23 protein-coding genes and 1 pseudogene are annotated in these 22,296 nt (G+C 72.8%); 11 read left to right on the top strand and 13 right to left on the bottom strand.

Going from position 1 to position 22,296, the window contains the following annotated elements:
• Positions 1-49: 49 nt before the first annotated feature.
• Positions 50-871 carry an alpha/beta fold hydrolase gene (locus EMA17_RS01520; RefSeq protein ID WP_126635011.1) on the bottom strand — a complete coding sequence of 274 codons (822 nt, stop codon included), beginning with the start codon at positions 869-871 and terminating at the stop codon, positions 50-52.
• A 259-nt stretch (positions 872-1,130) separates the two neighbouring features.
• Between EMA17_RS01520 and EMA17_RS01515 the strand changes: the two genes are divergently transcribed.
• Positions 1,131-1,682 carry a GNAT family N-acetyltransferase gene (locus EMA17_RS01515; protein WP_126635010.1) on the top strand — a complete coding sequence of 184 codons (552 nt, stop codon included), beginning with the start codon at positions 1,131-1,133 and terminating at the stop codon, positions 1,680-1,682.
• A 36-nt stretch (positions 1,683-1,718) separates the two neighbouring features.
• Here the strand turns inward: EMA17_RS01515 and EMA17_RS01510 are convergent, their stop codons facing one another.
• A complete protein-coding gene (locus EMA17_RS01510; RefSeq protein ID WP_126635009.1) occupies positions 1,719-2,576 on the bottom strand; it encodes an oxidoreductase in 858 nt (285 codons plus the stop codon).
• Between the two features lie 211 nt (positions 2,577-2,787).
• On the opposite strand from EMA17_RS01510, the gene EMA17_RS01505 reads away from it, so the two are divergent.
• Complete coding sequence (locus EMA17_RS01505; protein WP_126635008.1) at positions 2,788-4,377, top strand: amidase family protein; 1,590 nt, start codon at positions 2,788-2,790, stop codon at positions 4,375-4,377.
• A 308-nt stretch (positions 4,378-4,685) separates the two neighbouring features.
• A complete protein-coding gene (locus tag EMA17_RS01500) occupies positions 4,686-5,867 on the top strand; it encodes a cytochrome P450 (RefSeq protein WP_126635007.1) in 1,182 nt (393 codons plus the stop codon).
• Positions 5,868-5,938: 71 nt separating this feature from the next.
• Here EMA17_RS01500 and EMA17_RS01495 read toward each other — a convergent pair whose 3' ends face one another.
• Positions 5,939-7,639, bottom strand: a complete 1,701-nt coding sequence (locus EMA17_RS01495) for a DUF885 domain-containing protein (protein WP_126635006.1) — start codon at positions 7,637-7,639, stop codon at positions 5,939-5,941.
• On the opposite strand from EMA17_RS01495, the pseudogene EMA17_RS55195 reads away from it, so the two are divergent.
• A pseudogene (locus tag EMA17_RS55195) lies at positions 7,638-8,234 on the top strand (Uma2 family endonuclease); the annotation flags it as partial. The gene EMA17_RS01495 and the pseudogene EMA17_RS55195 sit on opposite strands and share 2 nt — an antisense overlap.
• Positions 8,235-8,266: 32 nt before the next feature.
• Here the strand turns inward: EMA17_RS55195 and EMA17_RS01485 are convergent.
• Positions 8,267-9,874 (bottom strand): ABC transporter substrate-binding protein, encoded by a 1,608-nt coding sequence (locus tag EMA17_RS01485; RefSeq protein WP_246126382.1) that lies wholly within the window; start codon positions 9,872-9,874, stop codon positions 8,267-8,269.
• Positions 9,875-10,206: 332 nt separating this feature from the next.
• On the opposite strand from EMA17_RS01485, the gene EMA17_RS01480 reads away from it, so the two are divergent.
• Both EMA17_RS01480 and EMA17_RS01475 read left to right on the top strand, forming a co-directional pair.
• Positions 10,207-10,779, top strand: a complete 573-nt coding sequence (locus tag EMA17_RS01480; RefSeq protein WP_126635004.1) for a TetR/AcrR family transcriptional regulator — start codon at positions 10,207-10,209, stop codon at positions 10,777-10,779.
• A gap of 41 nt (positions 10,780-10,820) precedes the next feature.
• Positions 10,821-12,005 (top strand): GDSL-type esterase/lipase family protein, encoded by a 1,185-nt coding sequence (locus tag EMA17_RS01475; protein WP_126635003.1) that lies wholly within the window; start codon positions 10,821-10,823, stop codon positions 12,003-12,005.
• Positions 12,006-12,009: 4 nt separating this feature from the next.
• Here EMA17_RS01475 and EMA17_RS01470 read toward each other — a convergent pair whose 3' ends face one another.
• Together EMA17_RS01470 and EMA17_RS01465 are read right to left on the bottom strand one after the other, a co-directional pair.
• On the bottom strand, positions 12,010-12,657 hold the full coding sequence (locus EMA17_RS01470) for a TetR/AcrR family transcriptional regulator (RefSeq protein ID WP_126635002.1): 648 nt from the start codon (positions 12,655-12,657) through the stop codon (positions 12,010-12,012).
• A gap of 101 nt (positions 12,658-12,758) precedes the next feature.
• The gene (locus EMA17_RS01465; RefSeq protein ID WP_126635001.1) at positions 12,759-14,105 is read right to left on the bottom strand and encodes an aspartate aminotransferase family protein; all 1,347 of its coding nucleotides are present in this window, start codon (positions 14,103-14,105) and stop codon (positions 12,759-12,761) included.
• Positions 14,106-14,191: 86 nt separating this feature from the next.
• On the opposite strand from EMA17_RS01465, the gene EMA17_RS01460 reads away from it, so the two are divergent.
• The 3 genes from EMA17_RS01460 (at position 14,192) to EMA17_RS51550 (ending at position 16,155) form a co-directional block, all read left to right on the top strand.
• Complete coding sequence (locus tag EMA17_RS01460; RefSeq protein WP_126635000.1) at positions 14,192-15,100, top strand: LysR family transcriptional regulator; 909 nt, start codon at positions 14,192-14,194, stop codon at positions 15,098-15,100.
• Positions 15,101-15,152: 52 nt separating this feature from the next.
• On the top strand, positions 15,153-15,608 hold the full coding sequence (locus EMA17_RS01455) for a MarR family winged helix-turn-helix transcriptional regulator (RefSeq protein ID WP_126634999.1): 456 nt from the start codon (positions 15,153-15,155) through the stop codon (positions 15,606-15,608).
• Positions 15,609-15,690: 82 nt separating this feature from the next.
• Positions 15,691-16,155, top strand: a complete 465-nt coding sequence (locus tag EMA17_RS51550; RefSeq protein ID WP_160161313.1) for a permease-like cell division protein FtsX — start codon at positions 15,691-15,693, stop codon at positions 16,153-16,155.
• On the opposite strand, the gene EMA17_RS01445 is transcribed toward EMA17_RS51550, so the two are convergent.
• Positions 16,125-16,421: a type II toxin-antitoxin system PemK/MazF family toxin gene (locus tag EMA17_RS01445; RefSeq protein WP_126634997.1), complete on the bottom strand. Its 297-nt coding sequence runs from the start codon at positions 16,419-16,421 to the stop codon at positions 16,125-16,127. The genes EMA17_RS51550 and EMA17_RS01445 overlap by 31 nt on opposite strands.
• Positions 16,418-16,609, bottom strand: a complete 192-nt coding sequence (locus EMA17_RS01440; RefSeq protein WP_126634996.1) for a toxin-antitoxin system HicB family antitoxin — start codon at positions 16,607-16,609, stop codon at positions 16,418-16,420. The genes EMA17_RS01445 and EMA17_RS01440 overlap by 4 nt, the downstream gene beginning before the upstream one ends.
• A gap of 204 nt (positions 16,610-16,813) precedes the next feature.
• Here EMA17_RS01440 and EMA17_RS01435 point away from each other — a divergent pair, with 204 nt between their 5' ends.
• Entirely contained in the window at positions 16,814-17,278 is a 465-nt protein-coding gene (locus EMA17_RS01435; protein ID WP_126634995.1) for an SRPBCC family protein, read from the top strand.
• 72 nt (positions 17,279-17,350) lie between these two features.
• Here the strand turns inward: EMA17_RS01435 and EMA17_RS52885 are convergent, their stop codons facing one another.
• The 3 genes from EMA17_RS52885 to EMA17_RS01425 all read right to left on the bottom strand — a co-directional run bounded on the left by EMA17_RS52885 (position 17,351) and on the right by EMA17_RS01425 (position 19,297).
• Complete coding sequence (locus EMA17_RS52885) at positions 17,351-17,749, bottom strand: hypothetical protein (RefSeq protein ID WP_174861282.1); 399 nt, start codon at positions 17,747-17,749, stop codon at positions 17,351-17,353.
• Between the two features lie 142 nt (positions 17,750-17,891).
• On the bottom strand, positions 17,892-18,056 hold the full coding sequence (locus tag EMA17_RS51545) for a hypothetical protein (protein WP_160161267.1): 165 nt from the start codon (positions 18,054-18,056) through the stop codon (positions 17,892-17,894).
• A gap of 272 nt (positions 18,057-18,328) precedes the next feature.
• Positions 18,329-19,297, bottom strand: a complete 969-nt coding sequence (locus EMA17_RS01425; RefSeq protein WP_126634994.1) for a universal stress protein — start codon at positions 19,295-19,297, stop codon at positions 18,329-18,331.
• Between the two features lie 161 nt (positions 19,298-19,458).
• Here EMA17_RS01425 and EMA17_RS01420 point away from each other — a divergent pair, with 161 nt between their 5' ends.
• A complete protein-coding gene (locus EMA17_RS01420; protein ID WP_126634993.1) occupies positions 19,459-20,781 on the top strand; it encodes a phosphoribosyltransferase in 1,323 nt (440 codons plus the stop codon).
• Between the two features lie 21 nt (positions 20,782-20,802).
• Here the strand turns inward: EMA17_RS01420 and EMA17_RS01415 are convergent, their stop codons facing one another.
• Together EMA17_RS01415 and EMA17_RS01410 are read right to left on the bottom strand one after the other, a co-directional pair.
• On the bottom strand, positions 20,803-21,426 hold the full coding sequence (locus EMA17_RS01415) for a dihydrofolate reductase family protein (RefSeq protein WP_126634992.1): 624 nt from the start codon (positions 21,424-21,426) through the stop codon (positions 20,803-20,805).
• Positions 21,423-22,274 (bottom strand): metalloregulator ArsR/SmtB family transcription factor, encoded by an 852-nt coding sequence (locus EMA17_RS01410; RefSeq protein ID WP_126634991.1) that lies wholly within the window; start codon positions 22,272-22,274, stop codon positions 21,423-21,425. Before EMA17_RS01410 ends, EMA17_RS01415 begins: the two co-directional genes overlap by 4 nt.
• Positions 22,275-22,296 lie beyond the last annotated feature (22 nt).

Here is a 22,296-nt window from a genome sequence, read left to right as displayed (position 1 = left end):
CCCGCACGGCGCACGTACCCACGCCGTGCGGGCCGTTCGCCCTGCCGGGTCACCCCGCCGTCGGGTCGGCCGGGAAACCCGTCACGGTCGCGACGTACAGCTCCGGGTGGGTCGTGTGCGGGACGTGTCCGGCACCTTCCAGTGTGCGGATCCGCGCGTGTGCGATCGCGTCGGCGAGCCCGCCGACGATCCTCGCGAACCACGGCGGGCTCGTCGTGCCGTAGCTCGGCAGCACGGGGGCGGTGAGCGCGGACAGGCGGGTGACGTCGAGTTCGTCCCAGTGCGGATCGTTCTGCTCGTCGAGGAACGTGGCCGCGTTGGCGACGAAGGTCTCGCGGGCCCGGTCGGGCAGCCGCTCCCACATCCCCGGCCCGAGCGCGACCTCCTCGACGAACAGGTGCGCCCCGCCCCGGTCGTCGCCCGCGCGCAGCAGTTCGACCACCGCGTCGATCCGGTCCCGGGCCACGCGCATCAGCGGCCGCAGTTCCGGATCGTTCGCCACGGTCGCGAGCAGCGGCGGCTCGTGCGCGACCAGGCCGCGGAACAACTCCGGCCGGCGCGCGCCCAGTCCGAGGGCCGTGGACGCGCCGTAGGAGTTGCCGACGACGTGCGCCGGTGCCAGGTCGAGCCGCTCCGGCAGCGCCGCGAGGTCGTCCTCGTCCCGGGTACGGCTGCCCGGGCCGGTCCCGCCGGTGCTGCGGCTGTGCCCCCGTCGGTCGTACACGACCACGCGGTGGGAGGCGGCGAGCGCCGGGACGACCGACCGCCACCCGGTGTGGTCGGTCCACGAGCCGTGGACCAGGACGAGCGGGTCGCCCTCGCCCGTGACCTCGTAGTACAGATCCGCGCCGGTCGACCGCAGGTGTGGCATGCCGCCTTCTCCTTGCTCGGGCCATGGGGAGGATCCGCCGTTCGACGTCTCGGCAAACCGCGAACGCGCGTCCGGCGTTCCCGGACGCCGGGCATCACCCGCACGGAGCAACCCCGTCGTCCGCACCGCACCGCCCCACCCTGCCGGGACGGACGTCGGGAATTGGGCGCAGCGGGTGAATTCCGCGCGGGATACTTACGCGCCGGCCGCTCGGGACGACAGAATCGTGCGACTTCAGACGAGGGGGCGAATCCTGTCCGTGAGCGACGTCTTTCCCGAACCGGTCCTGCCCGCGGGCCCGATCACCCTGCGACCGTTCACCGCCGACGATGTCCGGGACACCCGAACCGCCTGTGCCGACGAGGTGATCCAACGCTGGATACCGCTGCCGCGCCCGTACTCGCCGGATGCGGCCGTCGACTGGTGCACCAAGACCGCGCACACCCGGCGCGAGTCGGGCGACGGCATCCACTTCGTGATCGGGGACCCGGCCGACGGCCGACTGCTCGGCGCGATCGGGCTGCGCCGCACCGACTGGGACGACCTGGTCAGCGAGGTGCGCTATTGGGTCGCGCCGTGGGCCCGCGGCCGCGGGATCGCCGCCCGGGCCACCCGCGCGCTCGGGCACTGGCTGCTGATCGAGCAGGGCTTCGAACGCCTCGAACTGCGGGCCGCCGTCGGGAACATCCCCGCGCGCAAGTCGGCCGTCAACGCGGGCCTGCACCGGGAGGGCATCCTGCGCAACGCCGGTCGCCTGCACGGCGGGCGGGTCGACGTCGTGCTGTACGCGCTGACCCGGTCCGATCCGTAGGGCGGCGCTGCCGCGCCGTCCGCTCCCCGGGCCGGGTCAGCCCAGTTCGGCCAGGTCCCGCCCGGTCAGCCGCAGCGCGCCGGCGGCGATGTTCTCCTCCAGATGGGCCGGCGAGCCGGTCCCGGGGATGAGCAGGATGTTGGGCGAGCGGGCCAACAGCCATGCGAGCGCCACCTGCGACACGGTCGCTCCATGGCGCGCGGCCACCGTGTCCAGGCGGGCGGCGGCCAGGGGTTGGAAGCCGCCGACGGGGAAGTACGGAACGTAGGCGACGCCGGCCGCCGCGCAGGCGTCGACCAGTGCGTCGTCCTCGCGACGGGACAGGTTGTAGAGGTTCTGGACACACACGATCGGCGCGATCCTTCGGGCCTCGGCGAACTCGGCGGCGGTGACGTTGGAGACGCCCAGGTGCCGAATCAGACCTTCGTCGCGCAGCGCGAGCAGGGTTTCCAGGGGCTCGGCCAGGGGGGTCAGGCTCCGGTCGAGGTCGCCCATCCGCAGGTTCACCACGTCCAGTCGGTCCAGGCCGAGCGAACGCAGGTTCGCCTCGACGCCGCGGCGCAGGTTGTCGGGCGTGAGTCCGGTCTTGTCCGCCGCCGGCCGGGCGACGTCCGCGCCTTCGACCAGTGCGCCCACCTTGGTCACGATCACCAGGTCGTCGGGGTAGGGGTGCAGCGCCTCCCGGATCAGCTCGTTGGCCGCGATGCCGTCGCGCGCGTAGTAATTCGAGGTGTCGATGTGGTTCACGCCCAACTCCACGGCCCGCCGCAGGATGCCCAACGCCGTGTCCCTGGCCGGTGGTTCGCCCTTCGGCCAACCGGTCAACCGCATCGCCCCGTAGCCGATCCTGGCGACGCTCGTATCGCCGCCGAATGTCCATCGCTCTGTGCTCACGCGCGACACCCTAACGGCCCCCGAAACCACTTGCCGATGTTTGCCACAGGGCTCGCATCCGCCCTATTCGTCCCGCCGACCCCGGGAACCAACCCTCTCGAAATAGTACCAAATCCCTCCTATGCCCCTCCGTCGACCTCATCTTGTCGACACCGACGGTGCTTGTGTCGGACATCGGCCGTGTAGTGCGATGGCTCCCATGGTCTTTCCCATGACGAAGAGACGAGTCACCCCACTGGTCACCGCCCTGGTCGCCGGCTGCCTGTTCGCCGGCGCGCCGGGTGCCCACGCGGACACCGCCGCCGGCGCGGACGGCACACCGTCGGCCGCGGGCGCGCCGAGGTTGGGCGTCGATCTCGACACCGTGACCATCCCGGAATTACAAACCCGCATGGCGCGCGGATCGTTGACCTCGACCGCGCTCACCGGCGCCTACCTGTGGCGGATCAGGACCGTCGATCCCACGATCAAGGCGGTGTTGCGCACCGACCCGACCGCGCTGCGCCAGGCCGCCGCCAGTGACGCCCGGCATCGGCGCGGGCAGAGCCGGGGCCCGCTCGACGGCATTCCCGTCCTGCTCAAGGACAACGTGAACACCCGCGACCTGCCGACCACGGCCGGCTCCACGGCGCTGGCCGGCAGCCCGCCCGACGCCGACGCGGTACTGGTGACCCGACTGCGCGCGGCGGGGGCGGTGATCCTCGGCAAGACCAACCTGTCCGAATGGGCCAACTTCCGTGGCGCCAAGCCCACTTCGGGGTGGTCGGCGGTGGGCGGCCAGACCCGCAATCCGTTCGTCCTGGACCGCAACCCCTGCGGCTCGTCCGCCGGTTCGGGCGCCGCGCTCGCCGCGTCGTTGTCGCAGGTGGCGATCGGCACCGAGACCGACGGCTCGATCGTGTGCCCCTCCGGGGCGAACGGCGTGGTCGGCGTCAAACCCAGCCTGGGCGTGGTCAGCCAGTCCGGCGTGGTGCCGATCTCCGCCGAGCAGGACACCGCGGGACCCATGGCCCGCAACGTCACCGACGCCGCGCTGACCCTCGCGGTGCTCGCCGAGGGCCGCGCACCGCACGCGGGCGACCCGCTCGACCTCGCCGCCGCCTCCGCCCGCCCCGGCGGGCTGCGCGGCAAACGCGTCGGCCTGTGGCGCCTGCCCACGCTCGGCCCGGACGTGGACGCCCTGATGACCCGCACCGCGGCACGCCTGCGCGCGGCGGGCGCCGAGGTGATCGAGGTGAAGCTCCCCTACCAGGAGCGCATCGCCGAACTGGAATTCCCGGCCCTGCTCAGCGAGTTCCACCGCGACATCGACGCCTACCTGGCCACCCGCCAGGGCCCGCGCGATCTCGCCGAGCTGATCGAGTTCAACCGCACCCACCCGGCCGAGCAGACCTGCTTCGCCGGCCAGGAACTGTTCGAACAGGCCCTGGTCGCGCCGCCCACCACCGACCCGCGATACCGTCAGACGCGCGCCGAGTTGAAGGACCTGTCCCGCCGCTCGATCGACGAGACACTGGCCGCCGAACGGCTCGACGCCATCGCCTCGCCGACCAACCCGCCCGCCTGGACCACCGATTGTGCGCGCGGTGACAACGACGTGATCCCGTCCTCGACCCCCGCCGCCGTGTCCGGATACCCGTCGATGTCGGTCCCGGCCGGCTTCGTCGGCGAACTCCCGGTCGGCCTGCTCTTGATGACCGGCAACCTGCGCGACGGCGAACTCCTGTCCCTGGGCGCCTCGATCGAACACCACCTCCACGCCTGGCGCGCCCCGCGCTACCTCCCGACCGTCGGCTCCTGACCCCCGCCGACGGGCCCGCCCGAACCTCCGCCCCGCGGCCGGGCCCGTCGGCTCGCTCCCCCCGAACTCCCGCCGCTCGAAGGCGGCGTCGTGCCGACCGGCGGCACCGAAGCGAACGGGCGCCCCGCGGTCCCCGGACACCCCCGGAGGGGCCGGGTCCGCATGGGGCGCCCGTCCGCGCCGTCCGTGCGCCCGTGCGCTCTTGACCGGGGTCGGGGCTCGGCCGATCATGGCCGCCCTGCCTTCCGATCACCGTCGGCGGCGGTCGCACCACACGCGGGCGCCGGCCTCGCGACGAAAGGGCCAACGTGCACGTCTCCTCCGGGATCGATCTCTTCGACGACGCCGTCCTCGCCGACCCCTACCCGACCTACGCCCGGCTGCGCGAACTCGGCGCCGTCGTACGGCTCGACGCGCACGCCGTCTGGGCCCTGCCCCGCCACGCGGCCGTCGCCGACGCGCTCCGCGACCCGATCACCTACTCCAGCGAACGTGCCCTGGCGCTGACCGACCAGGTCAACGAGCGCGTCCTGACCGACACCGTGGTGGGCACCGACGGGGCCGCCCATGCCCGCCTGCGCCGGGTGCTCTCGCGCCAACTCGCGCCCAGGGCGCTGAAATCCCTCAGCGCCGGCATGTACGCACACGCCCGCGTGCTGGTCGACGCGCTCCCGCGGGGCGAGGTCTTCGACGGCGTGGCCGACCTGGCCGCGCCGTTCGTCTCCGGCACGGTCATGCGCCTGATGGGCTTACCCGACCGCGACCGCGCGCGGCTGCTCGACCTCGCCGACGCGACGTTCGACACCTTCGGCCCCGACACCGCGCGTACCCGGGCCGCGTTCCCGCGCGCCGAGGAGATGTTCGCCTACCTCGAACGGTTCGCCGCACGGGGCCGGGTGGCGCCGCAGAGTTGGCTCGGCGCCATCCACGCCGCGGCCGACCGGGGCGACATCGACGAATCCCAGGCCGTCCCGCTGATGCTCTCCTACACCGTCGCCGGCATGGACACCACCATCCACGCCGTCACCACCGCCCTGCACCTGTTGGCCGGGCACCCCGCGCAGTGGCGCCTGGTCCGCGAGCGCGCCGTCCCGGGCGACGCGGTCTTCGCCGAGGCGCTGCGGATGGAGGCCCCGATCCAGTGGTTCGGCCGCCGTACCACCCGCGACACCCGGATCGGCGAGACCGTCGTCCCCGCCGGCGAACAACTCCTCCTGCTCTACGGCTCGGCGGGCCGCGACCGCGGCAAGTGGGGCCCGACCGCCGACACGTTCGACGTCACCCGCCCCGACGGCCGCGACCATCTCGCGCTCGGGCTCGGCGTGCACCAGTGCGCCGGCAACCACCTCGCCGTCCTCGAACTCGACGCGGTGCTCACCGCCCTGGGCCACCGCTTCCACACCCTCGCCGCCGCGCCCGACCGGGCGCCCACGCGGCGGGTCCACAACATCCTGCGCGGCCTGCACACCCTCCCGCTCGTCGCCGCGTAGCCCGCCGCACCGCCCACCGCGGATTCCGACCGGTGCGGCCGATCCGGTCGGAATCCGCGGGCGGTCCGGGGCTACGGCGCGGGAATCGCGGAGAGTTCGTCGGTCAGGTCGTCGAGGCCCAACGACCCCTGCGACAGCGCGCTCATGTGCCACGCCTTCAGGTCGAACGCCGCGCCCTGCGCCTGTCGGGCGTTCTCCCGGCCCCGCAGCCAGGCGCGTTCGCCGAGCTTGTAGCCGATCGCCTGGCCGGGCATGGTCAGGTAGCGGGTCAGTTCGCTGTCCACGAAGGCGGCGGGGAGGCTGCTGTTCGCGCCGAAGAACTCCTGCGCAAGGTCCGGGGTCCAGCGCTCGCCGGGGTGGAACGGCGCGTCGGCCGGGATCTCCAGTTCCAGGTGCATGCCGATGTCGACGATCACCCGCGCGGCGCGCATCATCTGCGCGTCGAGGTAGCCCAGGCGTCGCTCGGCGTCGGTGAGGAAGCCCAGTTCGTCCATGAGGCGTTCCGCGTACAGCGCCCAGCCCTCGGCGTTGGCGCTGACCACCCCGACGGTGGCCTGGTAGCGGGACAGGTCGCCGGCGATGTGCGCCCACTGGGCGAGCTGGAGGTGGTGGCCGGGGACACCCTCGTGGTACCAGGTGGACACGAGGTTGTACACCGGGAACCGGTCGCGGCCCATCGTCGGCAGCCAGGTCCGGCCGGGGCGGCTGAAGTCCTCGGACGGCTGCGTGTAGTAGGGCGCGGCGGCGCTCCCCGGCGGGGCGATGCACGACTCGACGCGGCGGACCCGCTCGGCGAGGTCGAAGTGGGTGCCGTCGAGGTGGTCGATCGCCTCGTCCATCAGGGCCTGGAGCCAGGCCCGCACCTCGTCGACGCCCTCGATGTGCGTGCCGTGCTCGTCGAGGTGCGCGAGCGCCACCCACGGCGTGGCGGCGCCGGGCAGGACCTTCTCCGCCTCGTGGCGCATCTCGCCGAGGAGGCGGTGGTACTCCGACCAGCCGTAGGCGTAGGCCTCGTCCAGGTCGAGGTCGGCGCCGTTGAAGTACCGCGACCACACGGCGTACCGCTCGCGCCCGACCACCTCGGGGGCGTCGGCGACGGCGGGGGCGTACACGTCGCGCATCCAGTCGCGCAGTTCCACCACCGCGGCGGTCGCGGCGCGCGCGGCCTCGTCGAGGTCGGCGCGCAGGGCCTCCGGGCCGGCGGCGGCGAAGTCCTCGAACCAGCCGCGTCCGTCGCCGTCGGTGTCGGCCCACTCGCCGAGTTGGGCGACACACGCCCCGGTCGGGCGCGGCGCCGCGTACAACTTGCGCTCCAGGCCCAGCTCCAGCGACTGCCGATACCCCGAAAGCGCGTGCGAGACCGCCCGCAACCGCTCGACGATCGCGGCCCAGTCCTGGTCGGTCTCCGCGGGCGTCACGGTGAACACCTCACGCACGAAGTGCATCGGCGTGCCCATGTTCCCGACGGTCCGCAGCCCCTCCCCGGTCTCGTGCACGGCCAGCTCGGCCGTCAACCGCTCGCGCAACAGCCGGGCACACCGCCGCTCGACCTCCACCTCCGCCCCGTCCCGCCGCTCGGCCTCGGCGAGCGCGGCAAGCGTGACCCGCGCCAACGCGGCCCGCGCCTCCTGCCCGTCGGGAGACAGATCGGGCAACCGCCCGGAACACTCCGCAACACCGAGAAACGTCCCCATCACCGGATCGAGCACAACGAGTTCGTCGACATAGGAGTCGGCGACCTGACGCGGAAGCGGAACACTGTTGACTGACATGACCCCATCCTCATACGCCGACAACCCCCACGTCACCCGGGTTCACCCCACCACCCGACCCGACAACCACGCACCAAGCCCCCCACCCCCACCCGAACACCCCCACGAAAGCCCGAACACGCGCCCCGGCCCCCGGGACCCCGACTACATCGCCTTCGTCGCGCGCCGCATTCTCGACCACGTACGAGAGGTGCCCGAACTCGCCGCGCTGTCCGAGCCCGTGAGGTTCGAGGCCACACCGCACGGCATCGTGATGCGGACCCCTCCCGACGCGGCGCACGGGGACATCCTCGACAACCTGCGCTCCTTCCTCGCCTCCCTGCCGAACGACGGCGCGGCCGAGCGAGCGATGCGGGAGAACACCTCGGTGGAATTCGGCGCGTCCGAGCGCACGCCCGACCTGGTCGTGTTCGACCCGTCCCGCCGCGTCCTGGTCCGAGCCGGCAAGGCCATGTCCCCCGCCGGGATCCTGATGCTGGTCGAGGTGACGTCGAATTCCACGAGACGCGAGGACCTCGACCGTGACGATCCGGCGGCCAAACCACGTCAGTACGCCGCGAGCGGCATCCCGCTCTACCTCGTCGTCGATCGGCGCAGGGCCGAGGTGGGCACGCGCGCCCGTAGGGGTCAGCCGGTCCGGCGCAGCGACATCGGGTCGAGTCCGCCGGCGTCGATGGCGAACGTGGTGCCGTGCGTGGCGAAGTACGGGGTCAGCATGTCCGCGAAGGTCATCACGTCGACCCGCTTGACCAACTCGGCCTCGGCCGCGGTCCATTCGTCACAGCCGGCGATGTCCGGCTTGCCCATGGCCAGGCCCACCAGGCGCTTGTACTCGGGGTTGTCGACGGCGCCGAAGTTGAGCCCGTCGGGCGACTTGGGGCCGCTGAAGAAGGGCACGAGTTGGTCGTGCTGGGTCAGCGTGACCGGCGTCCAGGAGATGTCCCACTGCCCGGAGGCCAGCACCTCCCCGGTGGTCCCGGCGGTGAGCGGCCGGCGGTTGACCTTGACCCCGAACGAGCGCCACTGCTCGACCGCCAGTTCCACCGCGGACATCAGTTCCGAGCCGGCCGCCCCGGAGTAGGGCAGCACGATGGACAGTTGCCTGCCGTCCTTGGTCCAGTGCCCGCCGGACTTCGTCCACCCGGCCCCGCGCAGCGCGGCCGCCGCGCGTGCCGGGTCGTGCGGCGGGATGTTCGCGCTCACCGCGTCCGCCGGGCAGGTCGGCAGCATGGTGACGGCGACCCGGGTCGGCGCCGAGCCCTTGCCGCCGGTGGCCACCGCCCCCAGCTGCTTGAGGTCGAGCGCGGCGGTCAGCGCCCAGCGCACCGCGGGATCGGCGGTGACGTGATCGGGCGCCTCGTTGTACAGGAACATGCCGTACGGGTCGCGCTGGACCTGGTACTTCAGCCCCGCCGCGGTCAGCCGGACCCGGTCGGCGCCGGTCACGGAGGCGATGTCGAGCTGTTTGCCCAGCAGCAGGTTGGCCCTGGTCGAGGGGTTGGTGACGACCTTGAACACCAATCGCTCGGGCAGCTCGGCGGAGCTCGTGCCGCCCGGTCCCCAGACGTAGTCGGGCCGCTTGGCGTAGGTGAAGTGGTCACCCGCCGCGGCCTCGACGAGCCGGTACGGCCCGGTGCCGTCGGTGGCGTGGTCGAGCGTGCCGGGCGCCGCGAGTGCCGAGGGGCACACCAGCGGTAGTTGGGAGGCGCCGCGCAGCAGGAACGGGGTGGGTTCGGGCGTGCGCAGGACGAGCGTGTTGGTGGCGTCGTCCGCGGTGGCGACGGTTCCCGGCGTCACGGCCAGGCCGTACAGCGGCGAGGTGTTCTTCGGGTCGGCGATGTAGTTGTACTGGGCCGCGACGGCGGACGCGGTCAACACCCGGCCGTCGCCGCACCGCACGTCGCGCCGCAGGGTGAACGTGGCCGAGAGGGCGTCGGAGGACTCCCACTTCTCGGCGACCCCGGAGACGATCCGCCCGTCGGGCCCGGTATTGACCAGCGCGTCGTAGGAGAAGCGGGTCAGCAGCGAGGTGATCTTGGACAGCGAGGTGAGCGGCGACAGATTGGCGGGGTCCTCGGAGATCCCGATCGTGATCGTGTCGCTCCCGCCCGCGCTCGAGGCGCCGGTGCCGCCGCACCCGGTGGCGAGCACCCCCAGGGCCACCGCGCCGGCCGCCGCCCGCGCGGCGCCTCTCACGGTCCGGACACCGGACCCGACCGCATCGGATCGTCCCATGCTGGATACCTCCTCGGAGAACGGCGCGACTGCCGCAGAGGACGCTCAGGGTAGGCAGCGCCCGGACACCTCGTATCGTCGCCGGGGACGAAGAGCGATCATCGAATCCGTCCGAATCGCCAACGGCAGGCGGCGTGGCGCCGTGCAGTCCTCACCACGTCCGCCGCGCACCCTCCGCGCGGCCGACCGGGCGCCGCGCGGCCGCATGGACCCCCTCGCGCCGCGGCGAAAGCCCCCTTCCCCGGCCTGACGAGGCATGCTATTTGCCTAAACGAATTAGGCAGATGCATAATTCATTCAGGCGAACCCGAGAGTGGATGAGGAGGATGGACATGGGGCGCGTGGGGTTGACCACCGAGAACGTGGTGCGGGCCGGGGCCGAGCTGGCCGACGAGGTCGGGTTCGAGCAGGCGACGCCCGCGGAGTTGGCCCGGCGACTGGGCGTTCGGACCGCGAGCCTGTACTCGCATGTCGCCAACGCCCACGACCTCAAGACCCGGATCGCCCTGCTCGCCCTGGAGGAACTCGCCGACCGGGTCTCCGCCGCGATCGCCGGACGCGCGGGCAGGGACGCGCTGACCGCCTTCGCGAACGTCTACCGCGACTACGCCCTCGCCCACCCGGGCCGCTTCGCCGCCGCGCGATACCGGCTCGACCCGGCGACGGCCGCGACCGGCGCCGGCGTCCGGCACGCGCGGATGATGCGCGCGCTGCTGCGCGGATACGACCTGGCCGAGCCGCACCGAACGCACGCCGTGCGGCTGCTGGGCAGCGTCTTCGCCGGCTTCGTCGACCTGGAGTCCGCCGGCGGCTTCGAGCACAGCTCCCCCGACTCGGCACAGAGCTGGACCGCGATCCTCGACGCGCTCGACAGCCTGCTGCGCACCTGGCCCACCACCTCCTGACCCCTCCCCCGCCATCCCCGTACAGCGAAGAGACCGAGACCATGGACACCCCGTACACCCACACCATCACCCCCATCACCGCCGACCTGCTGCGCGGCGCCCTCGACCTGGAGCAGACCGAACGCGGCGCACTGCCCCACCGGTTGCCGGCCCGTGCCCGCCGGCAGATCCCGGACGAGCAACTGGCGACGGCCGAGTCGCAACCCTCCGGCGTACGACTGGCCCTGCGCACCCGGGCCGCCACCCTCGAACTGGACGTCGTGGCCACCAAACGCGTCTACCCCGGAGCCCCGCCGCGCCCCGACGGCGTGTACGAACTCCTCGTCGACAAAAGCCCGACCGCCCGGGCGAGCGTGCCCGACGGCGACACGCTCACCATCGACCTCGCCACCGGGACCGCGCACACCCGGCCCGGCCCGACGCGCACCCTGCGCTTCACCGACCTGCCCACCCACGACAAGCACGTCGAGATCTGGCTGCCGCACGACGAGAGCACCCGGCTGGTCGCGCTGCGCGGCGACGCCCCCATCCACGCGGCACCGGCGCACGGGCGCAAGGTGTGGCTGCACCACGGCAGTTCGATCAGCCACGGTTCCAACGCGGCCACGCCGACGGGGACCTGGCCGGCCCTGGCCGCGGCCCTGGGCGGCGTGGAGCTGATCAACCTCGGCTTCGGCGGCGGCGCCCTGCTCGACCCGTTCACCGCCCGCGCCATGCGCGACACCCCCGCGGACCTGATCAGCCTCAAGATCGGCATCAACATCGTCAACACGGACCTGATGCGGCTGCGGGCGTTCGGCCCGGCGGTGCACGGATTCCTCGACACCATCCGCGACGGACACCCCGACACCCCGCTGCTGGTGGTCTCGCCGATCCACTGCGCCATCCACGAGCACACCCCGGGGCCGTCCGCCGTGGACCCGGCCGCGTTCGGCGAGGGGCGCCTGCGGTTCGTGGCCACGGGCGACCCTGCGCAGGTCGCCGCCGGAAGGCCGACCCTGACCGTGATCCGGGACGAGCTGGCCCGGATCGTCGCACAGCGCGCCGCCGACGACCCGAACCTGCACCACCTCGACGGCCTCGACCTGTACGGCGCGGCGGACCAGGCCGAACTCCCGCTGCCCGACGAGCTGCACCCGGATCCGGCCGCCCACCGCCGCATCGGCGAGCGTTTCGCCCGCCTCGCCCTCGGCCCCGCCGGCCCGCTGTCCGCCGGGACCGGCTGACGCGCTACGCCCGCAGGTCGGCGACTTCCGCCTCGAACAGCAGCTCGGGGTCGAACTCCATGCCGACGAAGTGACCGGCCAGCTCCAGGGACAGCAGGCCGTGCAGCCGGGTCCAGAAGATCAGGGCCCGGTGCAGCACGGCCGGCGGCGCGGGGTGCTCGCCCGCCCAGTGCCGATGCCGCGCCAGGTCCGCCTCGAGCGCGGTCGTCGCGTGCTCCGCCGGCGGCTGCGCGCTCCACACGTCGAGCAGCGTGGCCATGATCTCGCCGGAGATCGCGGTGATGTCGTCGGGGGCGTGATAGCCGGGGACGGGTGTGCCGTAGATCAGCAGGTAGCGGTGCGGATCCGCCAGCGCCCATCGGCGCATGGCGCGCGCCGTCTCGGCCACGTCCGCGCCGCCCTCGAAGGCGACCCGGACCGCGTCGGCCATGCTGCGGTACGCGTCCCGGATCAGCTCGGTGATCAGCTCGTCACGGCCGGCGAAGTAGCGGTAGAGCGCCGGCCCGCTCATGCCCATCCGCTTGGCGATCGCGTTGAGCGAGAGCGCGGACGCGCCCGCCGTGGCGATCTGCTCCCACGCGTGTTGCTTGATCTCCGTCCGCACCTGCGTCCGGTAGCGCTCGCGCGGGGTGTTCGTCTCGGTTTCCGCCATGCCCTGCCACCTTTTCGCACGTGCCCGGCCGCATCCCCGCATTCCAGTTAGAGGCTATCACGAACCTGAACGACATTCCGAAAGCCGGCGCGCGGACCCGCCTACCGCGAACCCGCGCACGCGTCGCCGATCGCCTCGTCCAGGATGCCCAACCCGAGCGAGAGTTCGTCCTCGGTCGCGGTCAGCGGCGGAGCGATCCGGAACACCCCGCCCATGCCCGGGAGTTGCACGATGTTCATGTGCAGACCCAACTCCAGGCAGCGCCGGGTGACCCGCGCGCCGAGCTCGTCGGAACCGGCCCCGGAGCCGTGCCCCGCATCGCGGTCGACGACCAGTTCGAGGCCGGCGAGCAACCCGCGACCGCGAATGTCGCCGACCACCGGGTGACGCTCCGCGATCTCGACCAGCCCCCGACGCAGGAACGCGCCGAGCGAGCGGGCCCGTTCGTCGAGCCGATCCGCGCTCAGCACGTCCAGCACCGTGTTGCCCACCGCCGCCGGCAGCGGGTCGGCGACGTGCGTGGTGAAGAACAGGAAACCCCGTTCGTGCGCCCGCTGTTCGATCTCCGCACTGGTGACCACGGCCGCCAGCGGCAGCCCCGCGCCGAGCGTCTTGGACAGCGTGAGGATGTCGGGCACGACGCCGTCGCGCTCGAACGCGTACCAGTCCCCGGTGCGACACAGGCCGGTCTGCGCCTCGTCGAGGATCAGCAACATCCCGCGCTCCCGGCACTTGTCGCGCAGCGCCGCCAGGTAGCCGATCGGCGGCTCGATGATGCCGCCCGAGCTGAGGATCGGCTCCACCAGGCACGCCGCCAGACTGCCGGTCGACTGCGCGTCGATCAGGTCGAACGCGAAATGCAACTGCCGCCGCCAGTCGAGCGTTCCGTCCGCCGCCACGAAGTCGGGCCGGTACACGTTCGGCACCGGAATGGCGAAGTTGCCGGGCGCGCCGGGCCCGTAGCCCTTGCGACCCGCGCTGTAGGTCGCGGACGCGGCGGCCTGGGTCATGCCGTGCCAGGACCGCGCGAACGAGACGATCTCGTGCCGGCCGGTGACCAGCTTGGCCATCCGGATCGCGGCCTCGTTCGACTCGGCGCCCGTCGTCAGCAGCAGCACCTTCTCCAACGGATCCGGCAGCGTCTCGGCCAGCCGCCGGGCCAGGTCGACCACCGGACGGCTGAGCATGCCGCTGTACAGGTGGTCCAGGGTCGCCACCTGCCGCCGCACGGTGTCCACGATCGCCGGATGCGCGTGGCCCAGGATCGCGCTCATCTGCCCGGAGGTGAAGTCGAGGATGCGCCGGCCGTCGGCGGTGAACACGAAGCTCCCGGCGGCACGGTCGATGATCTCGCGGGTGAACTCGCCGCCGTAGCGCACCAGATGCCGCTCGGCGTCGGTCCAGAACGGGTCGGTGGAGGACGACGGGGAGGTGGTCGAAGCAGCCATGTCCCGACGGTAGGTCGCACCCGAAGCACACGTCCAGCGCACGATTGTGGCCTTGCTGTTCGGCTCCGCCGTACAACAATGGCGAGATGATGAACCCCTGGCGGCTGCGGCTGCTCAGCCAGTTGCACACCCTGGGCACCGTGCGCGCGGTCGCCCAGGCGGCCAACCTGAGCCCGTCCAGCGTCTCCCAACAACTCGCCGTCCTGGAGGCCGAGACGCACACCCGCCTCCTGGAGCGCACCGGCCGCCGGGTGCGGCTGACCTCGGCCGGGCTGATCCTCGCCCACCGCGCCCGGGCGATCCTCGACCACATGGACGGCGTCGAGGAGGAACTGCGCGGCTTCGGCGAGCAACCCGCCGGACTGGTCCGCCTGGGCGCGTTCCAGAGCGCCATCCACTCCATGGCGGTGCCCGCGGTGACCCGCCTGGCCCGCGAACATCCACGCCTGGACGTGCAGCTGCTGGAGCTGGAACCGCACGAGAGCATGCCGGCGCTGCGCGTCGGCGACGCGGACGTCATCATCACCACCACCGACTTCGACGAACTGCCGCTGGGCCCCGACCTCGACCTGGTCCCGCTGGGCACCGATCCGATCGTGCTGGTGGTCCCGCCCGGGCATCCCGCCGCCGGGCGCGGCACCGCGGACCTTGCGGCCTGCGCCGACGAGCCGTGGGCGTTCGACATGCCGCAGTCGTACATGGCGAACCTCGCGCTGCGCCTGTGCCGCCGCTCGGGCTTCGAGCCCCGGGTGGTGTGCCGGTTCAGCAACTACATGATGACGCTCCAGCACGTCGAGGCCGGATTGTCCATCGCGCTGCTGCCGGGCCTGGCCGTCGATCACCGCTATCGGGTGCTCACCCGCGAACTCGCGACCCCGCAGACCCGCACGATCACGGCCGCGATCCGCCGGGGCTCGCCGCAACGCGCGGCGGTCCGCGCCGTGCTGGACGTACTCCGCGACCGCCCGCAACCACCACCGCCGGGCCGCGCCTGACACCTTGATAATGGTATGCGCATAAGTAATCCGAGGAGAGCCGAGAAGAACCATGGACTTCGACCGGGCCGACGCCCTCAACCAGGCCATCCGCCTGCTGAGCCTGCGCCACCGGGCCAGGATCACCACCCTGCTCGCCCCACTCGGCCTGCACCCCGGCCAGGAGGCACTGCTGCTCGAACTCGCCCGCAACGGCCCGATGATCCAGGGCCGACTCAGCGACGCACTCGGCTGCGAACCGCCCAGCGTCACCCTGATGACCCGAAAACTCGAGGCCGCCGGCCACATCCGCCGCACCCCGGCACCCACCGACAAACGCGCCGCCGTCGTCGAACTCACCGACAACGGCACCGACTTGGTCGAGCAAATCAAACACGCGTGGTGCACCCTGGCCGAGGAGACCGTGACCGGACTGCCCGAACGGACCGTCGCCGAACTCCCCCACCTCCTCGCCACACTGACCACCAACGTCGACACCAGACGCACCCGCCGCCCCCACGACGGATGACCCGACACCGCGCGACGGACCAACCACGCCGAGCACCTTCGGATGTTCACCACTCGGGGACAAGGATGACCACCCACCTCACATTACGCACCGGCACCATCGCCGCGGGCTGCGCGGCCGCGCTGTTGCCTGGGCCGAGGACAACCTGCCCCCCGGCGCCGACTACTGGGCCGGCAAGGCCGACCTCTCCGTATTCCTGTGCCACGCCGGCGACCCCCGCACCGGCGGCTGCGCCACCGGCCCCGTCACCACCGCCCAGCGCGCCGACATCTCCACCGCGCTCGAAGCCATGCCGCAGGTGCGCCAGGTGTACTACGAGGATCACGAGCAGGCGTGGGAACGGCTGCGCCTGCGGTGGAGGCACACCACCCCGGCCCCGGCGATCGGCCCCGAACACCTGCCGGACTCGTTCCGCGTCCGCGACCCCGCCACCGCCCCGACCGTGATCTCCGCGATCACCACACACCCCGGCGTCGCGTCGACGACGCGACACACCCCGGCCGCCCCGGCCGGAAGCTACAGGTCCAGCACCGCGCGCAAGGCCTGATCGACCCGCTCCATCACCTCACGGGCCACCGTGCCGACGAGCTTCGCGCCGTCGAACCGGGCCGTGCGCAACCGCTGGAGATCGACCGCCACCGCCGTCGAGGGCAGCGGCTGCTCGATCACCACGGACATCGCCGTGTCCGGAAAGCGACCCGCCGGATGCAGCACGATCGCGAGCACCGCCGCAAAGGCCTGTTCGAGACCGTCCAGCGAGACGACCAGGACATCGCGACCGTCGCCCAGCGTCCAGATCTCGCCACGCCTCACAACGCGTCGCCCTCGTCGCACAACTCCTCGCCCAGACCCAGCGCGGCCAACTGCCGAGCGGCGTCCAGCACCGCCTGCCGGCGCGCGGCCCGCACGATATAGGCGTTCAGGGACAGCCCCGCCGCCGCCGCACCCGCCCGGATCGAGGCGTCGAGGTCGTCGGGAATCCGCAACGTCATCACCGTCATGCCACCAACGTAGCAACCACATCCCGGTGGCGTCCTCCGGTGGCGGCGATTTCGCCCGACCGGACCTCGATCCTCCCCTCCCACCCCGCGCGCATCCCCCCACCCCACCCGCGCCCGCGACCCCGAACCGACGTCGTTTGGGCTCGCGACCCCAGGGCAGGCCGCAGACATATCCGGTTCGCCCCACCGTGGGAGGTGACCTGTATGGCCGCCGTGACCGAGTCCGTCGACGTGGACGTCCCGCTGCACACGGCGTATCTCCAGTGGACCCGCTTCGAGGAGTACCCGCGGTTCATGGACGGGGTCGAGGAGGTGGTCCGGCTCGACGCCCACCACCACTACTGGAAGACCTACACCGCGGGCGTGACCCGCGAATTCGGCACCGAAACCGAGGAACTCCCCGACGAACACGTCTCCTGGCGCACCGTGTCGGACGAACCCCGCCACCACGCACTCGTGACCTTCCGCGCGGTCGACGCCGACCACACCACGATCGACGTCGTCACCGAGGTCGAACCCGAAGGCCTCACCGAGACCACCCCGCCCTTCACCGCGACCCGGGTCCGGCCGGACCTGCTGCGCTTCAAGGAACTCGTCGAGACACGGGCACTCGCCGAGATGCGCGACACCCCGGGCCCCACCGAACGCGGCCGCATCCCCCCGGGCTGACCCCGCACCACCACACGACGAGGCCGGCTCGGCCATCCGCCGAACCGGCCCCGCACCTCGTACGACCACCCCTCACACACGGCCCTCCGGCGGCTCCGGCGGCCGCTGCGGCGCGGGCCCCATCGGCTCCCGACGCACGTCCGCACGCTCGGTACGGGCCGGATCCGCCTGCCACTCGTGCGCGGCCCGGTAGCGGGCCGCCCGACCACTCCGGTCGTAATCCCCCACGCGCGCCGCCGAGTTGCGCCGCCGCGTGCGCATCCGCATCCCCGTCGCCACCATCGCCAACGCCGCACAGAACAACAACGCCAGCGCCAGACCGGCCAGGAACGCCGCCGTCGTGTCGAGGGTGACCATGTCGGTGTCGAACATGCTCACCGTGTACTCGGGACCCCCGGAGGTGTTGTACGCGACGAGCAGGGCCGCGAACGCGACGCTCGCCGCCGCGATGAAGAGTCCGATGATGATCACGAAGCTCACATCCGTTCCGCTCGGGATCGCGCGCGGCACCCCCACCCGACCACGCTACGCCCGTCCACGGGCCGGCCCAACCCGTACCGGACACGCTCGCACCGCGTCCCCGGCCGGACACGCGCCGACACGATCGCCGAGGTCAGACGGGTTGCGGCTCGGGCTCCGGACCGGGCTCCGGTTCGGGCGTGGGCTCCGGTCGCGGCGGCTCCGGCACGGGCACCGGTACCGGGTCCGGGTCCGGGCCCGGCCAGGGCGTCGGCTGCGGCGGCCGGGTATCCGGGTCCACCGGCATGGGAATGGTCATCGCACTGTCTCCCTCGGATCGCTCCCCGGGATCGCCCCGGGGCCGCTCGGCGGCGTCTGTACCCGCGACCTCCCGTCCGTCTCCCGCTCGGATCGCCCCCCGACACGTCCCTGACGACTCGCGCGCTCGGGGCACTCGACCGGCCGCCTACCCGGATCCCGCGCCGCGACGCGTCCACCACCCGCCCGTCCTCCACCCGCGCCGCGCCGCCGGACACCCCGCACCGGCTCCCGGCGCCGGTTTCCGCACCCGTACGCCGGCCCGCCGCACACTCACCCGACGTCGCCCTGCGGCACGATCACCAGCGGCCCGGGAGCGTGGTGGATCAGGCCGTTGGTGACCGAGCCCAGGAGCATGCCGCGGAAACCGCCCATGCCCCGGCTGCCCACCACCAGACACAACGCCTCCGCCGCCACATCCGCCAGCGCGCGCACCCGATGGCCCAGGATCGTCACCCGCTCCACCGGCACGTCCGGATACTTCTCGCTCCACCCCGCCAGGGTCTCGCCCAGCCGGATCAGCGCCTCCTCCACCTCCGCCTCGCTGCCGAACGCGGCGACCATGCTCGCCGTCGGCGGACGCACGTGCACCGCCCGCAGGCCCGCACCACGCAACGAGGCGGCCTCGAACGCGTACCCGACCGCCCGCTCGCAACCGGCCGACCCGTCGACGCCCACCACCACCGTCGGCGGCTCGCCGGTGATCGGCTCGGGCCCACGCACCACCGCCACCGGACACGGCGCGTGCGCACTCACCGGAACCGCGATGCCGCCCGTCGTCATCAACTCGGTGAACGCGGACAACCGCCGCGACCCGAGCACCAGCACGCTCGCCGCACGCGCCTCCGCCCGCAACACGTCCACCGTGCGCCCGTCGATCGCCGCCATACTCACCGCCACGTCCGGTCTGCGCTTGACCGCCACCACCCGGGCCTTGTCCAACAGCGCCTCGTCGGCCGCGCGCCGACGTTCGGCCCAGCTGCGGCGCAGCACCGGGGTCTCGGCCTCGGGATACGTCTCGACCGACCAGTCGTAGACGTGCGCCCGATGCAGCCGGCCGTCGTGCCGGCCCTGCTCCGCCGCGGCCTCCGCGCCCGCCGGATCGGCCGGCCACTCCGACGCGTGGACCAGGCGCAGCGGCAGCGCGTGTCGGGCGGCCTCCTCGGCGGCCCAGGAGACGGCGAGCATGCCCGCCGCCGAGTTCTCGACTCCGACCACCACGGGCCGACGTCCCGTTGTCATGACAGCTCCCGGTAACCCTGGGAACCCCCCTCGATGGCGATGCTGTCCTTCCACTGTCCCTCGTCCGTCCGGTGTCTGTCTCGCGTACGTGCGCGTCGTCGCGACGACGCGCACTCGACCGGCGGTCGTCGCAGAATCGAAGGAGGACGAGACGAGGAACCATGCTCTTCACCGATCGTGTCGACGCGGGTCGACAACTCGCCGCCGGGCTCGATCACCTCGCCGGCGAGGACGTGATCGTCCTGGGCCTGCCCCGGGGCGGGGTACCGGTCGCGGCGCAGGTGGCCGACGCCCTGCACGCGCCCCTCGACGTATGCCTGGTGCGCAAACTCGGCGTGCCGTCCCAACCCGAACTGGGCATGGGCGCCATCGCCGAGGACGGAACGCGCGTGCTCAACGAGCGCGTCGTGCGCACCTCGGGCGTCTCCGCGACCACGTTGCGGGACATCGAACAGCGCGAGCGGGCCCTGCTGGCCGAACGCGCGCACCGCTACCGGGGCCGCCGGCCACCCCCGGAACTCGCCGATCGCACCGTCCTGATCGTCGACGACGGCATCGCGACCGGATCCACCGCCCTCGCGGCCTGCCGCACCGTCCGGGCCCGCGGCGCCGCCCGCGTGGTCCTCGCCGTCCCCGTCGCGCCGTCCGGCTGGTCGGCGGGAGCCGACGCCGACGAACTGGTCTGCCTGCACAACCCCCTCGGCTTCATGGCGGTCGGGCAGTTCTACTCGGACTTCTCCCAGACCACCGACGAGGAGGTCGTCGACTGCCTGGCCCGAGCCGCCGCCCGGATCCCGCAAGCCGGGCCGTCCGGCGGGGCCGGCCGCACGGACGAGGACGTGGACCTACCCGTCGGCGCCGTGCGACTGCGCGGCCGACTCACCGTCCCCACCGGAGCCGACCGCATCGTCGTGTTCGCCCACGGCAGCGGCAGCAGCCGACACAGCCCCCGCAACCGTTTCGTGGCCGATGTGCTCGACCGGGCCGGCCTGGGCACCCTGCTCTTCGACCTGCTCACCGAAACCGAGGAACAGGCCCGAGGCAACGTCTTCGACATCGAACTCCTGGCCGCACGCCTCGTCGCCGTCACCCGCGGACTCCGCGAACGACCCGAGACGCGGACGGCGAGCGTCGCCTACTTCGGCGCCAGTACCGGCGCCGCCGCGGCGCTGTGGGCCGCGGCCGACCTCGGCGACCGGGTGAGCGCCGTCGTCAGCCGCGGCGGCCGGCCCGACCTCGCCACACCCCGCCTGCCCGAGGTCACCGCCCGCACCCTGCTCATCGTCGGCGGCGACGACGCGAGCGTGCTGGCCCTCAACGAACAGGCCCGCGCCCACCTGCGCTGCGAGAACGACCTTGCCGTCGTCCCCCACGCCGGCCACCTCTTCGCCGAACCCGGCACCCTCGCCGCCGTCGCCGACCTGGCCGAGGCCTGGTTCACCGGCGACCCGCACCACCCCGCCCCGCCACCGCCGGCGTCCTGACCGCGCCCGGTCGCTCCGCAGTCACCCCGCGAACCCCGCTCGGACGCGGTCGTAGACGAGGCACAGCGCGCCGTGTTCACCCGCGGACTGCGCCGTGAGCGTCCACTCGGCCGCCGGCAGACCGTCCTCGAACAGGCGCGGGCCGCCGCCGAGGAAGACCGGAAACACGGTGAGCGCCAAACGGTCGACCGCGTCCGCGGCCAACAGCGCCTTGATCACACCGGCACTGGCGAGCACGAGAACGTCGCCGCCCTCGGTCGCCTTGAGGTCGGCGGCCACCTCGGCGGTCGGCTTGTTCACGATCGTCGTCCGCTCCCAGGGCGCGGGCACCTCGCCGAGAGTGGAGGAGAGCACGACCTTCTCGGTCCCGACGAGCCACTTCGCGAAGCCCTCGTCGCGCGGATCGACGCCCTCCGCACCGATGATCGTGGGCCAAAAGCCCAGGAATCCCTCGGCGTTGACCCGTCCGAGCAGTGCCGTCGTGGCCGGCTCCCACAGGCCGGCGAGGTGGTCGCGGGCCACATCGGTGAGCGCGTACGGCATCACCCAGCTCATGTCCTCGGGGGCGTCGGGGCGGGCATAGCGGCCGTCGAGGGACAGGGCGATGTTGGTGACGATCCTGCGACCGGTGGTCCGCGTGGTCATCTCGTGCTCCCGGTGTCGGTGTCAAAGGTGTGCGCGCCCGCGGCGAGGGTCGCCACGAGCTTGTCGAGGCTCCGGCCGAAGCCGATCTCGATGCCGGCGACGAAGTCGGCCGACTCGACGGTGCTGTCGGTGATCCGCCAACGCACGTCGAGCCCGGTGCCGGCGCCGTCGGGGCGCAGGTCCAGCTCGACGTGGGAGGTGAAGGCGAGCCCGCCGTCGGGCAGCAGCGGCGAGAGCCGGTACGCGAGGTGCTCGCCGGGGCGTACCTCGTCGACGACGCCCTCCGCCCGGCCCACGACCGGGCCGGTGTCGTCGACGTCCTCCGCGTCGCGATACTCCAGCACGACCCGCCCACCCGGTCGGGCCTCGAAGCCCAGTTCGGCGACCCGGAGATCGTCGGGCACCCACCATCGACCGAGCAGGGCCGCCTCGGTCAGATACGGCCAGACCGCGTCCGGCCGCGCCGGCAACGACCGGGCGAACCCGAACACGCGGCCGTCGGCCCACCCCGCCTCCCCGGCCGCGCGGCGCTCCACCTCCAACCTGCGCCCGTAGCGGTCGTGGGTCTCCCCCGGCCCGCCGGCCCGCTCGGCCGTGTCGGCGATCCGCCCGAGCACGTCCGCGAGTTCCCGCAGCGGACCGGGTCGCAGCGCGTAGATCCGACGCTGCCCGCTGCGCTGCGACGCAACGATCCCGGCCCGCTCCAACGTCTGCAGATGCTTGGTCGTCTGCGGCTGCCGCGCCCCGGCCAACCGGGCCAGCACCCCGACCGCCCGAGGCCGCTCCGCCAACAACCCGACAAGCCGCCAACGCGCCGGATCGCCCAGCGCGACAAGGAGTTCGTCCATGCCTCAAGTATTCACCCTCACG

Origin of the sequence: Embleya hyalina, from assembly GCF_003967355.1 — a bacterium.
Taxonomy (GTDB): Bacteria; Actinomycetota; Actinomycetes; order Streptomycetales; family Streptomycetaceae; genus Embleya; species Embleya hyalina.
This window is presented reverse-complemented; position numbering and strand designations above follow the sequence as displayed.

What these genes read in the sequence shown, in the direction of transcription:
- EMA17_RS01460 (WP_126635000.1), top strand. Translation starts at nt 14,192, where the DNA reads ATGATGAACCCCTGGCGGCTGCGGCTGCTCAGCCAGTTGCACACCCTG.
- EMA17_RS01465 (WP_126635001.1), bottom strand. Translation starts at nt 14,105, where the DNA reads ATGGCTGCTTCGACCACCTCCCCGTCGTCCTCCACCGACCCGTTCTGG.
- EMA17_RS01435 (WP_126634995.1), top strand. Translation starts at nt 16,814, where the DNA reads ATGGCCGCCGTGACCGAGTCCGTCGACGTGGACGTCCCGCTGCACACG.
- EMA17_RS01495 (WP_126635006.1), bottom strand. Translation starts at nt 7,639, where the DNA reads ATGTCAGTCAACAGTGTTCCGCTTCCGCGTCAGGTCGCCGACTCCTAT.
- EMA17_RS01520 (WP_126635011.1), bottom strand. Translation starts at nt 871, where the DNA reads ATGCCACACCTGCGGTCGACCGGCGCGGATCTGTACTACGAGGTCACG.
- EMA17_RS01470 (WP_126635002.1), bottom strand. Translation starts at nt 12,657, where the DNA reads ATGGCGGAAACCGAGACGAACACCCCGCGCGAGCGCTACCGGACGCAG.
- EMA17_RS01415 (WP_126634992.1), bottom strand. Translation starts at nt 21,426, where the DNA reads ATGACCACGCGGACCACCGGTCGCAGGATCGTCACCAACATCGCCCTG.
- EMA17_RS01455 (WP_126634999.1), top strand. Translation starts at nt 15,153, where the DNA reads ATGGACTTCGACCGGGCCGACGCCCTCAACCAGGCCATCCGCCTGCTG.
- EMA17_RS01420 (WP_126634993.1), top strand. Translation starts at nt 19,459, where the DNA reads ATGCTCTTCACCGATCGTGTCGACGCGGGTCGACAACTCGCCGCCGGG.
- EMA17_RS01485 (WP_246126382.1), bottom strand. Translation starts at nt 9,874, where the DNA reads ATGGGACGATCCGATGCGGTCGGGTCCGGTGTCCGGACCGTGAGAGGC.
- EMA17_RS01440 (WP_126634996.1), bottom strand. Translation starts at nt 16,609, where the DNA reads ATGACGGTGATGACGTTGCGGATTCCCGACGACCTCGACGCCTCGATC.
- EMA17_RS01505 (WP_126635008.1), top strand. Translation starts at nt 2,788, where the DNA reads ATGACGAAGAGACGAGTCACCCCACTGGTCACCGCCCTGGTCGCCGGC.
- EMA17_RS01410 (WP_126634991.1), bottom strand. Translation starts at nt 22,274, where the DNA reads ATGGACGAACTCCTTGTCGCGCTGGGCGATCCGGCGCGTTGGCGGCTT.
- EMA17_RS01425 (WP_126634994.1), bottom strand. Translation starts at nt 19,297, where the DNA reads ATGACAACGGGACGTCGGCCCGTGGTGGTCGGAGTCGAGAACTCGGCG.
- EMA17_RS01480 (WP_126635004.1), top strand. Translation starts at nt 10,207, where the DNA reads ATGGGGCGCGTGGGGTTGACCACCGAGAACGTGGTGCGGGCCGGGGCC.
- EMA17_RS51545 (WP_160161267.1), bottom strand. Translation starts at nt 18,056, where the DNA reads ATGACCATTCCCATGCCGGTGGACCCGGATACCCGGCCGCCGCAGCCG.
- EMA17_RS01475 (WP_126635003.1), top strand. Translation starts at nt 10,821, where the DNA reads ATGGACACCCCGTACACCCACACCATCACCCCCATCACCGCCGACCTG.